Annotated in this window: 13 protein-coding genes; 7 read left to right on the top strand and 6 right to left on the bottom strand. The window is 66.4% G+C overall.

Annotated elements, in window-relative coordinates:
• Positions 1-64 precede the first annotated feature (64 nt).
• A complete protein-coding gene (locus ACTHQV_RS09560; RefSeq protein ID WP_440489868.1) occupies positions 65-352 on the bottom strand; it encodes a DUF3297 family protein in 288 nt (95 codons plus the stop codon).
• A 74-nt stretch (positions 353-426) separates the two neighbouring features.
• Entirely contained in the window at positions 427-858 is a 432-nt protein-coding gene (locus ACTHQV_RS09565; protein WP_440489869.1) for a hypothetical protein, read from the bottom strand.
• Positions 859-1,002: 144 nt separating this feature from the next.
• Between ACTHQV_RS09565 and ACTHQV_RS09570 the strand changes: the two genes are divergently transcribed.
• Positions 1,003-1,401: an EVE domain-containing protein gene (locus ACTHQV_RS09570; RefSeq protein ID WP_440489950.1), complete on the top strand. Its 399-nt coding sequence runs from the start codon at positions 1,003-1,005 to the stop codon at positions 1,399-1,401.
• A 171-nt stretch (positions 1,402-1,572) separates the two neighbouring features.
• Here ACTHQV_RS09570 and ACTHQV_RS09575 read toward each other — a convergent pair whose 3' ends face one another.
• Together ACTHQV_RS09575 and ACTHQV_RS09580 are read right to left on the bottom strand one after the other, a co-directional pair.
• Positions 1,573-2,850: an MFS transporter gene (locus ACTHQV_RS09575; RefSeq protein WP_440489870.1), complete on the bottom strand. Its 1,278-nt coding sequence runs from the start codon at positions 2,848-2,850 to the stop codon at positions 1,573-1,575.
• A 336-nt stretch (positions 2,851-3,186) separates the two neighbouring features.
• Entirely contained in the window at positions 3,187-3,978 is a 792-nt protein-coding gene (locus tag ACTHQV_RS09580) for a 2-keto-4-pentenoate hydratase (protein ID WP_440489871.1), read from the bottom strand.
• 118 nt (positions 3,979-4,096) lie between these two features.
• Here ACTHQV_RS09580 and ACTHQV_RS09585 point away from each other — a divergent pair, with 118 nt between their 5' ends.
• On the top strand, positions 4,097-5,128 hold the full coding sequence (locus tag ACTHQV_RS09585; protein WP_440489872.1) for a LacI family DNA-binding transcriptional regulator: 1,032 nt from the start codon (positions 4,097-4,099) through the stop codon (positions 5,126-5,128).
• A 141-nt stretch (positions 5,129-5,269) separates the two neighbouring features.
• Entirely contained in the window at positions 5,270-6,814 is a 1,545-nt protein-coding gene (locus ACTHQV_RS09590) for a carboxylesterase/lipase family protein (protein WP_440489874.1), read from the top strand.
• Here ACTHQV_RS09590 and ACTHQV_RS09595 read toward each other — a convergent pair.
• Both ACTHQV_RS09595 and ACTHQV_RS09600 read right to left on the bottom strand, forming a co-directional pair.
• Positions 6,811-7,899, bottom strand: a complete 1,089-nt coding sequence (locus ACTHQV_RS09595; RefSeq protein WP_440489876.1) for a ThuA domain-containing protein — start codon at positions 7,897-7,899, stop codon at positions 6,811-6,813. The genes ACTHQV_RS09590 and ACTHQV_RS09595 overlap by 4 nt on opposite strands.
• Positions 7,896-9,275 carry a pectate lyase family protein gene (locus ACTHQV_RS09600; RefSeq protein ID WP_440489877.1) on the bottom strand — a complete coding sequence of 460 codons (1,380 nt, stop codon included), beginning with the start codon at positions 9,273-9,275 and terminating at the stop codon, positions 7,896-7,898. The genes ACTHQV_RS09595 and ACTHQV_RS09600 overlap by 4 nt, the downstream gene beginning before the upstream one ends.
• A gap of 230 nt (positions 9,276-9,505) precedes the next feature.
• On the opposite strand from ACTHQV_RS09600, the gene ACTHQV_RS09605 reads away from it, so the two are divergent.
• The 4 genes from ACTHQV_RS09605 (at position 9,506) to ACTHQV_RS09620 (ending at position 15,787) form a co-directional block, all read left to right on the top strand.
• Positions 9,506-12,349 (top strand): TonB-dependent receptor, encoded by a 2,844-nt coding sequence (locus ACTHQV_RS09605; RefSeq protein WP_440489879.1) that lies wholly within the window; start codon positions 9,506-9,508, stop codon positions 12,347-12,349.
• Positions 12,350-12,372: 23 nt separating this feature from the next.
• A complete protein-coding gene (locus tag ACTHQV_RS09610; RefSeq protein WP_440489952.1) occupies positions 12,373-13,932 on the top strand; it encodes a family 43 glycosylhydrolase in 1,560 nt (519 codons plus the stop codon).
• A gap of 65 nt (positions 13,933-13,997) precedes the next feature.
• Complete coding sequence (locus ACTHQV_RS09615; RefSeq protein ID WP_440489881.1) at positions 13,998-14,576, top strand: ANTAR domain-containing response regulator; 579 nt, start codon at positions 13,998-14,000, stop codon at positions 14,574-14,576.
• On the top strand, positions 14,576-15,787 hold the full coding sequence (locus ACTHQV_RS09620; RefSeq protein ID WP_440489883.1) for a CmpA/NrtA family ABC transporter substrate-binding protein: 1,212 nt from the start codon (positions 14,576-14,578) through the stop codon (positions 15,785-15,787). Before ACTHQV_RS09615 ends, ACTHQV_RS09620 begins: the two co-directional genes overlap by 1 nt.
• Positions 15,788-15,817: the final 30 nt, after the last annotated feature.

A 15,817-nucleotide genomic window follows, 5' to 3' on the forward strand; every position in this document is an offset into this window, starting at 1 on the left:
TGAGCGCGCTCCAAGCCGCACGAGGCCCCAGCCTGCGCTGGGGCGACGCCCCTACCGAAGCGGCTTACTCGGCGTCGTCCGCCTTCGCCTCGTCGGCAGCTTCCGCACCTTCGGCCGGCGTCTGGAAATAGGCCTCGACCGGCCCGGTCAGCTTGATGGTCAGCGGCTGCCCCTTGCGGTCGACCTTCTTGCCGAGCGCGACGCGGATCCAGCCTTCGGAGATCGAATATTCCTCGACATCGTTGCGCTCGACACCCTTGAAGCGGATGCCGATGCCGCGTTCCAGCACGGGCTGGTCGAAATGCGGGCTGCGCGGATTGATCGAGAGGCGATCGGGGGGCGTATCAGTCATGGGCGCGGCCCATGCCGCAAAACGGCCCGCCCGCCAAGTGCAAAGGGCGGGGGAACCGTCCCCCGCCCCAGCTATCAATTACACACCCGGACGCGCACCGTCTGGTCGTAATAGGGATCGTAGCGCCGTTCGACCCAGCAACGCCGGTAATCATTGTAGCGATAGGCGTAATAGCCGTCGTTCGGATAGAAGCCGCGCTGGCGATAGAAACGATCGTCATAATCATAGGCGTAGCCGCGATCGCGATAATAGCGGTCGCGATAGCGCCGGTCGTTCGCGCTCGACGCCAGCGCCGCACCGATCGCCAGGCCGGCGATGCCCGCCACGACGGCCGCGCCGCCATTGCCGCGATTGCGGTGCCAGCCGCGGTCCCAACCGCGATCATAGCCCCGGTCCCAGCCACGGTCATAACCGCGACGCCACTGCGCCTCGGCCGGGGCGGCGGCGGTCAGCGCGGTCGCCGCCAGCGACAGCCCCAAACCCGCCTTGGTCAGCAAGGTCTTCATGCCAATCTCCTCAACATGCGTGGGGGCCGTGCCGCCCCGTCTCACGTCGACGCACCTGCGCCGATGGTCGGGTGATGGCAGGAAGCGACTGAACGCACGCGGAATGCTATATTCACCGGCGGTTTATCGTGGAGGGGCATGGCAATGGCGTACTGGCTGCTGAAATCGGAACCCGACAGCTATGGCTGGGACGATCTGGTCCGCGACGGCGGCACCGAATGGGACGGCGTACGCAACCATGCCGCCGCCAAGCACCTGCGCGCAATGGCGGCCGGCGACCGCGCGCTCTTCTATCATTCGGGCAAGGACAAGGCCGCGGTCGGCATCGCCCGCATCGCGCGAACGGCGCAGGCGGATGGCGACGAAGGCTGGGTATCGGTCCGCGTCGAACCCGACCGGCCTTTGCCCCGCCCGGTGACGCTCAAGGCTATGAAGGACGCGGACGGGTTGCAAGACATGGCAATGCTCCGCCAGTCGCGGCTGTCGGTGTCGCCGGTGACGGAAGCGGAATGGGACGTGGTGATGGGGTTGGCAAAGGGCTGACCGCGCCATTTTCCAACCCATTCCCCGGACAACCCCGTTCGGTTCGAGCAGCTTCGAGCCTGTCGAGAAGCGTCTGTCGAGAACCCGCCGTTTGGGGCAACCCGTTCTCGACGGTCACTTCTCGACTTCGCTCGAAGCTGCTCGAACCGAACGGAATGATACTGGACGGCCTTACGCCCCCTCCACCCGCGCCAACCGCGGCGACAACACATGCACCAACGCCAACGCCACGAAATACGCCGACCCCGCGACAAAGAACAACGGCGCGTAACTGCCGATGCTATCCAGCACATAGCCGGCATATTTCGCCATCAACATGCCGCCGACCGCACCGACCGTCCCGCCGATCCCGACCACCGATCCCACCGCCGCGCGCGGGAACAGGTCCGACGGCAACGTATAAAGGTTCGCCGAAAATGCCTGATGCGCCGCGGTCGCGATCCCGATCACCAGCACCGCCACCCACAGATTGTCGATCGACTGCGCGAACAACACCGGCAGCACCGCGATCGCGCAGACCAGCATCGTTACCTTGCGCGCATAATTGACGGTCCGCCCCCGCGCGATCAGCCGCGACGACAGCCACCCGCCGGCGACGCTGCCCAGATCGGACAACAGATAGATCACGACCAACGGCGGCCCGAAACTCAACAGGTCGAGATCATAACGGTCGCCCAGATAGCCCGGCAGCCAGAACAGGAAGAACCACCAGATCGGATCGATACAGAATTTGCCGAGCGCATAGGCCCAGGTCTCGCGCTTCGCGATCAGCCGCCGCCACGGCAGCGGCTGCACCGGATCGGCGGGGTCCTGTTCGATCCACGCCAGCTCACCCGACGACACCTTCCGATGCTCGCGTGGGCTACGATAGAAGATCAGCCACGCGACCAGCCACACGAGGCTGACCACGCCCGTCACCACGAACGCCATCCGCCAGCCATAGGCGACGGTCAGCAACGGCACCGCCAGCGGCGTGATGATCGCACCGACATTGGCCCCGGCATTGAACACGCCGATCGCGAACGCCCGCTCCTTGGCCGGAAACCATTCGGTCACCGCCTTGATGCCGGCCGGGAAATTGCCCGCCTCACCGATGCCCAGGCCAAAGCGCGCCAGCGCGAACTGCGTCACGCTATACGCGCCGCCATGGGCGATATGCGCGACCTGCCAGATGACGAAGGCGACCGCATAGCCCATGCGCGCGCCGATCACGTCGACGATCCGCCCGAACCCGATATAGCCGATCGCATAGGCCAGCTGGAAAAAGAAGATGACGTTGGCGAAGTCGGTCTCGGTCCAGCCGAGATCCTTGGACAGCGTGGGTTTCAGCACGCCAATCATCTGGCGGTCGACGTAGTTGATGACCGTCGCCATGAACAGCAGCGCGACGATCCCCCAGCGATACCGCCCCGCCCGGCCTGCCGCGCGCTCGATCCCGTCACCTTCCATGCCTCGCCTCCACTTGCGTTGCGATCGGACGATTACCGATCGCTTCTTTCGCGCCCCCGTTGGCCGGGGATCTCGTGTGTCTTCCTTCCCATCCCGCCTCGCATCGTCCGGCGAAGACCGGGAACTTGCCTGGTCCGGCGCATCAGGAGCCACCCAAGCGCGATGGAGCAGGTAACCGTTCGTCCTGAGTAGCCATTGAGCGAAGTCGAAAGGGCGTATCGAAGGACCGCCACGAGTGCTTCGATACGGGTCTTCGACTTCGCTCAGCCCCTACTCAGCACGAACGGACAGGGCCTAAATCGGCACGCTTTTCGTTCGGGACAAAACCAACCAACCTCACCCCGCAACCCGCTCCCCCGCCGCCACGATCCCGCACGCGACCCGCATATCCCCGAACTCCGCCTCGAACCGCTGCCCCGGCGCGATCTGGTGCACCCCCGTCACCGCGCCCGACGACACCCACTGCCCCGGCTCCAGCGTCCGCCCGCGCACCGCCAGACAATCGACCAGAAACGCCACCGCGCCGATCGGCCCGTCGAGCATCGTCCGTGCGCTTGCCCGGCCGACGACCGAGCCGTCGATCCGCGCCTCCACCGGCCAGTCCAGGAACGTCAGGTCGCGCCAACCCGGCACTTCCTCACCGATCAACAACCCGAAATTATTGCCGTAATCGCTGATCGTCACCACCGGCCCGTCGGCGTTGATCCCCGGATAGGGCGAACTGGCGATCTCGACCCCGACATGCACCGCATCGACCAGGTCAAGTGCCTGATCGAGCGTCAGGGAGGACAGCCCGCCCGACGACCGCCCGATCCGTACGCAATATTCCGCCTCGGCCGCGGCGAACCCGTCGGCGATCACCGGCAAGTCCTCGGTCTCGACCCCGACGACCTGATCGACGAAGATCGGCCCGGCCAGCCGGTTGCTGCCGAGCGTAGCGTCCAGCGGTGCGTTGATCCGCCCGACCTTCCACCCGACCACCTGCCGGCCGTCGATCGCGATCGCCCGGTCCTGAATCGCATAGGCTTCCGTGAGTGTCGTCGGCGGCTCGCCCGGATAGGCCGGCAGTCCGCGTGCCTGCTGCCGCGCACCGACGAATGCGTGCGCGATCCGATCGCGATTATCCATGCCCCTGCCTCGCTCCATAGTCCTGCATTGGCTAACGGAAACCGGTGTCAGTAACAAGGGTACAAAATCGTCCGGGTGGGACATTGGCGGATGCCGCGCCCCAAGCTATCGCTGATCCATGAAGAAAAGCGGCCAACCGACGATCAACGACGTCGCCCGACTTGCCGGCGTCTCGAAAAAGACGGTCAGCCGCGTCATCAACCAGTCGCCGTTGCTGAACAACGACACCCGGGAAAAGGTACAGGCGGTCATCGCCGAGCTGGGCTATATCCCCAATCCGCAAGCGCGGGCACTGGCGTTGCGCCGCAACTTCCTGATCGCGCTGATCCACGACAATCCCAATGCGCAGATGGTCTTGCGCGTGCAGCAGGGCTTGCTGGAGGTATTGCGCGACACCGAATTCGAACTGCTGGTCCACCCGGTCGATCGCGGCGCGCCCGACATGCGCGACGAAATCCGCCGCTTCCTCGAACGCCAGCGACCCTACGGCGTCATGCTGTTGCCGCCGATCTCCGAAAACGACCTGCTCGCCGATCTGTGTGCGCAGATCGGCTGTCGCTACGTCCGCATGGGCTCGGCCGCGTTCGACGATCCCGCCCACATGGTATCGTCGAACGATCGCGAGGCGGTGCGCGGCGCGATCGACCATCTGCTCGCCGCCGGGCATCGCCGCATCTGCATGATCGCCGGCCCGCACGGCTTTCGCTCGGCGTTCGAACGGCAACAGGGCTATGAGGAGGCGATGGAGGCCGCCGGTCTCGGCGTGCAGCGGACGTGGATCGCGCAGGGCAATTACCAGTTCGAATCGGGGATGCGCGCCGCCGAACGCCTGCTCGACCTGTCACCGCGCCCGACCGCGATCTTTTCCTCGAACGACGAAATGGCGGCGGGCGCGTTGCACATCGCCCGCCAGCGCGGGCTCGACGTGCCCGAGGACCTCTCGATCGTCGGCTTCGACGACACCTCGATCGCCTCGCACCTGTGGCCGCCGCTCACCACCGTCCGCTGGCCGATCGCGACCATGGCCCGCGCCGCCGCGCTGAAACTGATCGGCGAGGAGGATGACGACGACGCCACCGAGCCCGCCGAACCGACGATGTTCGTCTCGACATTGATCCGCAGAGCCTCGGTCGCCAAGCCGCAGGCATGACTTGCGGGCGCGGATGACACCGATTACCCTTCTCCCAAACGCCACCCCCCGTTCGTGCTGAGTAGGGGCTGAGCGCAGTCGAAGACCCGTATCGAAGCACCCACGATCGGTCGCGGGCTTCGGACGTAAGGGAGAGGCCCCATGACCCCATCGACCACCCGCCGCGACGTGATCGCCGGCGCCGCCGCCCTCGCGCTGGTCCGCCCCGCCCGCGCCGCGCCCGCCGACCCGGTCGTCACCGCGCCTGCCGGCCGCTGGCGGGGCACCACCGAAGCTGGCATCCACGTCTTTCGCGGCATCCGCTACGGCACCGACCCCAGCCGCCAGCGTTTTCAACCGGTTGGCGCTCCCGCCCCATCGCGCGAGATACAGGCTGCGACCGAATTCGGCCCCTCCTGTCCGCAACGTGCCAACATCGGCAACCAGGACGAGGACTGCCTGTTCCTCAACGTCTGGACGCCCGAGGCCCGCGCCGGGGCCGACCGCCCGGTCATGGTCTATCTCCATGGCGGCGCCTACTCGAACGGCACCGTCGTCGAACCGCAGGTTTTCGGCCATCATCTCGCCGCCTCGGGCGATGTCGTGGTGGTGACCGTCAACCACCGGCTGAACGCGCTCGGCTATCTCTATCTCGCCCGGCTCGACCCGCGCTTTCCCGACAGCGGCAATGTCGGACAACGCGATCAACTGCTCGCACTGGCATGGATACGTGGTAACATCGTCAACTTCGGCGGCGACCCGAACCGCATCATGCTGTTCGGCCAATCGGGCGGCGGCGCGAAGATCGCGACCCTCATGGCCATGCCCGCCGCCCGCGGGCTGTTCCACGCCGCCGCGACGATGAGCGGCCAACAGGTCACCGCTTCCGGCCCCCTAAACGCCACCCGCCGCGCAGAGGCCTTCCTGACCCGCCTGAAAGCGACCCCGGCCGAAGCCGCCACCCTCCCCGTCGCCCGCCTGATCGACGCGCTCGACGCCGAAGACCCGATCCTCGGCGGCGGCGTCTATATGGGTCCGGTCCTCGACATGCGGTCGCTCGATCGCCATCCCTTTTGGCCCGACGCACACCCGCAAGGCCGCGCAATTCCGCTGATTCTCGGCAATACCCGCGACGAAACCCGCGCCTTCCTCCCCCTCGACGGCCCGGTGCTGCGCGGGCTGAACTGGGACAATCTCGCCGTCCGCATGGCCCCGCAGCTGCGGATCGACGCCCCGCCCGAATGGGTCGTCGCCCAGTATCGCCAACGCTTCCCGACCCTGTCCCCCAACGACCTGTTCTACGCCGCGACCACAGCCGCGCGCAGCTGGCGGGGGCAGGTGATCGAGGCGGAGCAGCGTGCCGACGCCGGTGTCCCCGCCTGGGTCTATCAGCTCGACTACAGCTCGCCCATCCGTCCCGGCGGCGGCGCCGCGCATACCGACGACATCCCGCTGGTCTTCGGCACGCTCGACGCCCCCGGCGCCGTCTGCGGCACCGGCCCCGCCGCCCGCGCAGTGTCGCAGCGTATGCAGGCCGCCTTCGTCTCGCTGGCAAGGCACGGCAATCCCGGCGGAAACTGGCCGCGCTACACCCTGCCCCGCCGCCAGACGATGCTCTTCGACACCGTCAGCCGCGTCGCCGACAACCCCCGCGGCTGGGAACGCGAACTCTTCGCCCGCTTCCCCTATATCCAGCCCGGGACCTAACGCACCGGTGCGGCCATCGGGTAGGCGACGACCAGCGCCAGCGGCTTCGTCCCCCGCTGCGCGATCCCGACCGTGGCGCCGCTGTACAGATACACCGTCGTCCCCGCGCCGATGCGCCGGGTGGCGCCGTCGCTGGTCACCTCGCCCTCGCCGGCCACGACCTGATACACCTCGTCATGGTCGATCCGGTGCAGCCCGATCGCGGCACCCCGGTCGAGCGTCCGGCGGCGGAACTCCATCGTCCGGCCCGGCACCCGGTCGGTGATCCGCCACGCCGTCCCCGAACCGATCTGCCCATGCGGCGGCGCTTCCGCCACCCGCGTCGATGCCTCATCGATCACGACCATCGCCGGCGCCTTCGCCCGTCCCGTCGCCCAGTCGAGCGCCCCGCCGACATGCGCCAACAGCCGCGGATCGGCCCAATTCTCCTTACGATGGCCCAGCCCGGTATAGAAGACGCGCCCCTGTCCGACACGGTGCGCCCACGCCAGCGGCTTGGGGTTCACGTCGCTCGCCCCGATCGACTGTGGGTCAAAGGTTAGCAGCGAATCTAGACCGGTCGACAGGTCGCGAAAGCCATACCATTCGTCGGGGATACGAAACTTGTCAGGCAGCGTGTCGATCGCCGGATGGCGCTCAGCCGACCGCGTCACCTCCGCCTCCGGCACGCCCGGGGGATGCTGGGCGAAGCGGCCGCCGATCATCTTCGCATACCATGGCCAGTTGTAATGCGAGTCCGCCGCCGCGTGGATCGCGACCACCCCGCCGCCGCCCTCGACATAGCGTTGCAGCGCGTCCCGGCGCGGCCCCACGAACCATTCACTCTCGGCACGTTTGGGATCGGTCGTCGTCGACACCAGCACGATCGCGGCATAGTCCATCGGCTCGTCGAACACCGCCGGATCGTCGCTCGCCACCGGTTCCAGCCCGCGCTCGCGTGCCAACCGGTCAAGCGCCGCCACGGCGGTCGGAATCGAGTCATGTACGAACCCGGTCGCGCGGTGGAACAGCAGCACCCGCGGCGCTGCGACCGCCGGCACCGCACACAGCAGCGCCACCAGCGCGACGACGATCCGCCGGATCATTGCCGCATCGCCCGGTCGCGCGCCGACAGCGATTCCTGGATCGGCCCCTTCTGTCCCGGATAGCGTCCCGATTTCGGCTCCATCGTGGTAAGATCCCATTCCGCATCGACAAAAGGTGCCGTGGTCGGCACCGGATGCGGATATTCACTTACTTCGCGCTCGTCGTCGATCACCTTTCCGCGACCCTCGGCCACGAAAAACAGCACGCGGATATCGTCGGCGTCGCGGTCCCATGGCCGCGCCCCGGCATTGGCCAGCACGTGCGTTTCGACATCCTGCGTTGGCAGCACCGGCAGCCCCGTCGGCCAGACCGGCGGCGTCTTCGCTTCGATCAATTTCGCGCGGGTCACGCCATAACGCCCGAACATCGGCAGCGGATTGCCATGCTGGTCGACCGCGACATTGTCGCGCCCGTGATAGCGCAGGTCGCCATCACCGCCGAGCATCAGGAACGGCAGCCCGGCATCGGTTGACGGCCCGCCGCGCATGACGTTGCCGACCGCCGACAGCTTGCCTTCCTGATATTCATGCCCCGCCCATTCGAGCGCCATCAGGTTGTAGTGCACCGCGCGCTTGGCCGGATCGTAGATCAGGTTGTTGACCACCGCCGCCTGCACCCCGCCCTTCAGCAACGGGCTGCGCTCGACATTATGCGCGTAGACGTTGCGCCAGATCAGGATGCCGGTCGCGTTGTCGTGGATCAGCGACCCCTTGCTATGTTCGCCCTTGGGATGGCTGGCATCGGCCAACCCTTCCGCCAGCAGATTGTAGCTGAAGGTGATGTCGTGGCTGGTGCCGCGCCTCCAGTCGTCGGGCGTCGCCCCGTCGAAACGCGGGCCGGAAGCGGACAGGTTTTCGTCGAGCGCCCACGTCATCGTGCAATGGTCGACGATGACATTGTGGGCCGAAACGGTGTTCATCGCATCGACCTCCCACCCCGATCGCTTGGGTTGCCCGTCGAGGCCCGGGCGCACGCGCAAGTGGCGGACGATCACGTCATGCGCGCGAATGTCGATGCCACCGCGGATCAGGGTGATGCCGGGCGACGGCGCGGTCTGCCCGGCGATGGTCAGGAACGGTTCGGTGATGGTCAGCGTCGATCGACCGAGATCGATCACCCCACCGACCTCGAACACGACGATGCGCGGCCCCTTCGCCTCCAGCGCGGCCTTGAGCGATCCGGCGCCATCAGCGGCCAGCGTCGTCACGCGAAGGATGCGCCCGCCGCGTCCGCCAGGCGTCACCGCCGCCCAGCCCTGTGCGCCGGGGAAGGCGGTTGCGGTGGTGGAAGTCGGGGCCGTCTGCGCCGACGCCGACAGCACGGTGCCCGCGATCGACAGCAGGCCAATTACGGCCAAGCAGGTCAGTCGGTTCATAAATTTCCTCTCCGCGCGCTTCTTGACAGCTTCGTCGTGACGGCACAATGTCGCTTTGACACCGGTTTCTCAAGCCGAAAACGGCAAAACCGGATTCTTGGGACCGAAATGTGGTTCTGGAGAAGGTTCGACGGTGGCGCGGGGGGTTTTCTCCGCCTTGCCGACCAGTTGATGGGGTCAGGCGCCAGCAGAATGCGCCCGGTGTCATCATGACAGGGAGAGGGTTTGCAATGCAATTTCGTCACCGCCGCCATATCGTCTGCGTACTGCTGGCTGCCACGTCGCTGGTCACGCTGGCCGGCACCGCCCACGCGCAGGACGCCGCGCCGACCGGGACCGATCCGGCACCGACGGCCACCGAGGATGCCGAGGCGGAGATCGTCGTCACCGGCTTTCGCGCGTCGCTCAACGCCGCGCTCAACGTGAAGCGCCAGTCGGTCGGTGCGGTCGACGCGATCGTCGCCGAAGATATCGCAAAGTTCCCCGACCAGAACCTTGCCGAATCGCTGCAACGCATTCCCGGCATCGCCATCCAGCGCGATGGCGGCGAAGGGCGCGCGATCACCGTGCGCGGTCTCGGCGCGCAATTCACCCGCGTCCGGGTCAACGGGCTGGAAACCGTCACGACATCGAGCGATGGCGCCTCGGCCAATCGCGACCGGTCGTTCGATTTCAACGTATTCGCATCCGAACTGTTCAGCTCGATCGTCGTGCACAAGACGGCGTCGGCCGATCTGGACGAAGGATCGCTGGGGGCGGTCGTCGACCTCAACACCGGCAATCCGCTGGCGGGCAAGACCGGCCTGACCGTCGCCGCGTCCGCCGTCGCCAATTACAACGACCTGTCGAAAACGGTCGGTCCGCGCTTCGCCGGGCTGATCGGGTGGAAGTCGCCCGACGGCACGCTCGGCGCGTCGATCTCGGCCGCCTATCAGGACACACGTACCAAGGAGATCGGCAACAACACCGTCCGCTGGGCACAGGCGCGCTTCGATTCGGTCGACGGCACCCGCTGTTGGACCGCACCGAACCGGGGCGGCACCTATATTGCCAGCGCCGCTTGCGACCAAGCCGCCCTATCCTTCCACCCGCGCATCCCGCGCTATGGCGAGGTCGAGCACAGCCGCGAACGGCTGGGCCTGACCGGCAGCGTGCAATGGTCGCCGACCGATGCGACCAAGGTGTCGATCGACGGTCTCTATTCGCGCTTCCGCGCCGATCGTCGCGAGAAATGGGGCGAGGTGCTGCTGCGATCGAACGAGCGGCAGATCGACGTGCTCAACCCGACCTATGACGACAATAACAACATGGTGTCGGCGACGCTGAACGATGCCTGGGTCCGCACCGAACATTATTTCCGCCAGTCGCAGACCGAATTCTACCAGATCGGCGGTACCTGGGATCAGGACGTCAGCGACAAGTTCCGTTTTACCCTGCTCGGCGGTGTTTCCAAATCGGATGCCAGCGTGCCGGTCGAAACGACGTTGGTGTTCGACGATCGCGATGCGCAGGGCTATCGCTACGACTACAGCGACAAGAACTCACCGCTGCTAGCGTTTGGCACCAGCGTCACCGATCCCGCCAATTTCCAGCTCGCGGAAATCCGCGACCGGCCCTCGGACGTGGTGAACCAGTTCAAGACGGCACAGCTACGCACCGAATGGGACGTGGCAGAGGGGTTCCAGGTCCGTGCCGGCGGCATGTGGCGGCGCTACGACTATGATATCACCGCCTTCACCCGCGACACGGCGGTGTGCGGCAATGGCGGGCGCGATCTGGTACTCGGCACCATCACCTGTTCGGCGAGCACCGCCTTCGGCCCGACCGCCATCTATGGCTTCCAGGCGACCAACGCGCTGTCGGAACTGTTCACCCTCAAGGGATCGAACGCACCATCGGGCACCTCGCTGCAATGGCTGATTCCCAATTTCGATGCGGTGACCGACTTTACCGGCCTATACGACCGCCCGCTCGCGCTCGACGTCGGCAATAATCGCGGCGTGGTCGAGGAGACGAAGGGCGGCTATCTGCAATTCGATGCCAAGGGCACTGTGTTCGGTCTCGAATATGCCGCCAATGCCGGTATCCGCTACGTCCGCACCAACCAGTCGTCCTACGGCATCAACAGCGGCGTCAACGTGACGGTGAAGCGCAATTACGAGGATTGGTTGCCCTCGATGAACGTCGCGCTGTATCCGACCAACGACATCATCGTGCGCGGTGCGATCGCGAAGGTCATCACCCGCCCGTCGCTCGGCAATCTGACGCCGGGGGGATCGGCGGACGGCTTCAATTTCCGGGTTACGACCGGCAACCCGTTCCTCGACCCGTTCCGCGCGACCAATTACGATCTGGCCGCCGAATGGTATTTCGCCCCGCAATCGGCCTTCTCGGTCGCGCTGTTCCGCAAGGACGTCGCGAGCTTCCCGGTCGCGGTCGCGCGCAGCGGGACCTTCACCGAAACCGGTCTGTCGCCATCGGTGCTGGTGTCGTCGTCGCCCGCCGCACTGAACCCCGCGCTGCAATCGCAGGATATCTGGACGATCTCGACCACCGGCAACGGGCAGGGCGCGTCGCTCGACGGGATTGAAATCGCGTTGCAGGCGCCGTTCCGCTTCCTGCCGGGCATGCTGCGCAATTTCGGCGGGATTGTGAACGCGACCTTCGTCCGGTCGGAAGCCGATTATACGCAACAGGGTCCGGCGACGACGCCCGGCGGCGCGCTGCCGACCGTCACGCGGACCGAGACGCTCTACAATGTGTCGAAGCGCCAGTTCAACGCGACGCTCTATTACGAGGACGACCGGTTCAGCGCGCGCACCTCGGTCGCCTATCGCGGACCCTATGTCGATGGCGGGTCGGGGACCGGCAATATCTTCGAAGGCTATGACTCGATCGCGAACGTCGATGCGTCGATCCGCTACAAGCTGACCGACTTCCTCGAACTGTCGCTGGAGGGGACGAACCTGACCGACGCCTATCGCCGCCGCATCGTCGACGTCGATGCGCGGCGCAATTACGAGAACAATCATTTCGGGCGCACGCTGCTGGTCGGCGCGCGGGTGAAGATGTGAGCGGCGTCTCGCGGCGGGGGGTGATGGCGGGCGCGGCGCTGGGTGGCGCGCTCGCCGCCCTGCCCGTAGCGGGTGCTCCGGCATCTGCCCCCGCCCCGTCCTATCGGCGCGGCTATGACAACCAGCGTGTTGCCGATCTGGGCGACGGGCGGTTCCTCAACCCGCTGATGGCGGGGGATCATCCCGATCCGACGATCCTGAAGGATGGTCGCGATTACTACATGACCTTCTCGACCTTCGATTCCTATCCGGGGCTGGTCATTTGGCATTCGCGCGATCTGGTGAACTGGACGCCGCGCACCGCCGCACTGACGACAAATATCGGGGCGGTGTGGGCGCCCGAACTGACGAAGCACAAGGGGCGCTATTACCTATACATCCCGACCAAGAACCCGACGACCAGCTGGGTGATCTGGGCCGATCATATCGACGGGCCATGGTCGGAACCGATCGACCTGAAACTGCCCGACCATATCGATCCGGGCCATGCGGTCGGCGAGGACGGATCGCGCTGGCTGTTCCTGTCGGGCGGCGACCGGATCCGCCTGTCCGACGACGGACTGAGAACGGTCGGCAAGGTCGAGCATGTTTATGATCCATGGCGCTATCCCGACAGCTGGGATGTCGAGGGGTTCAGCCCCGAGGGACCGAAGGTCACGCGCCACGGCGACTATTTCTATCTGGTCACCGCGGTGGGCGGCACCGCGGGACCGCCGACCGGGCATATGGTAATCGCCGCGCGGTCGAAATCGATCCACGGCCCGTGGCAGCATCATCCCGGTAACCCGATCGTCCGCACCACCTCGCTCGCCGAAAGATGGTGGTCGCGCGGCCATGCGACTTTGGTCGAGGGACCGGATGGCAGCTGGTGGTCGGTCTATCATGGCTATGAGAATGGCTTTTGGACGCTGGGGCGACAGGCGTTGCTCGACCCCGTCGAATGGACGCCCGATGGCTGGTTCCGCATGACCGGCGGCGACTTGTCGCAACCGATCGCCAAGCCGAAGGGCGGACAGGCGCTGCGGCATGGGCAGGCACTGTCGGACGATTTCACGACGCTGGCGCTCGGCACCAAATGGAATTTCTTCCGCCCCGCGCCCGACGACCGGGCGCGGGTGCGCGTGCGGGACGGCGCGCTGCTGCTGGATGCGAAGGGCAAGGCGCCGTCGGACGGTGCGCCGCTGCTGCTGATCGCGGGCGATACCGGCTATCGCTTCGAATGCGATATAGAAATCGCGCCCGGCGGGACCGCAGGGCTTATCCTGTTCTACGACGACAAGCTCTACTGCGGGCTGGGGTTCGACGCGCAGCGCTTCGTCACCCATCAATATGGCATCGAACGCGGGCGTCCCGTTAATCCGCATGGAATTCGGATGCGGATGCGCGTCACGAACGACCGGCATATCGTGTCGTACCACACCAGCGGCGATGACGGGCGGACGTGGCAGCGCTTCGATCGCGGGATGGAGGTGTCGGGCTATCACCACAATGTCCGCGGCGGGTTCCTGATGCTTCGTCCCGGCCTATATTCGGCGGGACAGGGCACCGCGCGCTTCCGCGATTTCCGCTTCACCGCGCTATAGCTTGACGCACCGCAGCATGGCGGGGCACAGCCGTATCGGACCGACAGCCGGGGGGTAGCGGGATCATGCGGATCGCGATCATCGACACCAGCACCACACGCGCCGCGATCATTTCGGACGGGCTGCGCGAGGCGGGGCTCGACGATATCGTCGTTATCGACGGCACCCGCCGGCTGGTCGCCGATGTCGAGGCGGCCGCGCCCGAGGTGATCCTGATCAACCTCGAAAATCCCAGTCGCGACGAGCTGGAGGAATTCTTCGCCGTATCGCGCGCGCTCGCCCGCCCGATCGCGATGTTCGTCGATCAGAGCGATGCCGAGGCGACCGCCGCCGCCGTCGATGCCGGCGTCTCGGCCTATATCGTCGACGGCCTCGCCAAACAGCGGATCAAGCCGGTCCTCGACCTGGCCATCCGCCGGTTTCAGGCATTCGCCCGGCTGCAGGCCGAACTGGTCGAGGCGAAGAGCGCGCTGGCCGACCGCACCACGATCGACAAGGCGAAGGCGATCCTGATGAAAAGGCGCGGGATCGACGAACCCGCCGCCTATGCGCTGCTGCGCGCACAGGCGATGCGGTCGAACCGGCGGATCGTCGAGATCGCCGATGCGATCCTGACCAGTGACGCATTGATGGGAGGGCTGTGATGGCCAACGACAAGGTCCGCATCGGTTTCCTGCCGCTGGTCGATGCCGCCCTGCCCATCCTCGCCCGCGAACAGGGATTTGCGGAGGCCGAGGGGCTGGAGATCGAACTGGTCCGCGACATGACCTGGGCGACGGTGCGCGACCGGCTGCTTTATGGCCATACCGACGCCGCGCACATGGTCGCCCCGCTCGCCATCGCCACCGCGCTAGGTCGCGGACGGCCGGCGGTGCCGATCGCAGTGCCGTTCGTACTGGGACTGAACGGCAATGCGATCACGCTGGCACTGCCGCTGGCGCAACAGGTGCTCGACGGCGAGGGCCTCGGCGATCCGGTGACGCTCGGCGCGCGTTTAAAGGCGGTGGCGCAGGCACGGGCAGCGGCGGGGCGACCGCTGCGCTTCGGCGTCGTCCATCGCTATTCGAGCCACAATTATATGCTGCGCTACTGGCTGGCGGCGGTCGGCATCCGTCCCGACCATGACGTGGAGATCGTAACGACCAGCCCGACCTTCGCCGCCGATGCACTGGCGGTGGGCGAGGTCGACGGCATCTGCGTCGGCGAACCATGGAACAGCGTCGCGGTCGATCGCGGTGTCGGGCGGATCGCACTGGTCACCGCGCAGATCTGGCGGCGCGGCGTCGAGAAGGTGCTGGTGCTGCGTGAGCAAACGGTGGTCGAGCGCGGCGACGTCGTGCAGCGGCTGATCCGCGCGCTGCACGCCGCCGCTGCGCATTTCATCGATCCCGCGACACGCGATGCCAGCGCCGCGATCCTCGCCCGCCCCGACTATCTCGACGCGCCGGTCGACCCGATCGCCCGTGCGATCGGCGACCGGGTGCGGATCGTTCCGGGTGCCGAACCGCTCCACGTCCCCGACTTCATGTTCCAGTATCGCGAGGCCGCCAACTTCCCATGGCGCAGCCAGGCGGCATGGCTCTATTCACAGATGGTCCGCTGGGACGGGACCCCGTTCGACGCCGAAGCGGCCCGCATCGCGCAAGCGACGTTCCGCCCCGACCTGTACCGCGCGGCGCTGGCCGGATCGGACGCGCCCCTGCCCGGCGCCAGTTCGAAGCTGGAAGGCGCGATCGGCGGGACAGTGGCGGCCGGTTCAACGCAGGGGCGGCTGTTGCTAGGCAGCGATCCATTCTTCGATGGACGGTCGTTCGATCCCGATGATATTGCCGGGTATCTGGCAGGGCGGCCATAAACGCAACTGCCCGACTGTCTTTGAGTCGAA

The sequence above is a fragment of the Sphingomonas sp. SAFR-052 genome, from assembly GCF_051965015.1.
GTDB lineage: Bacteria > Pseudomonadota > Alphaproteobacteria > Sphingomonadales > Sphingomonadaceae > Sphingomonas.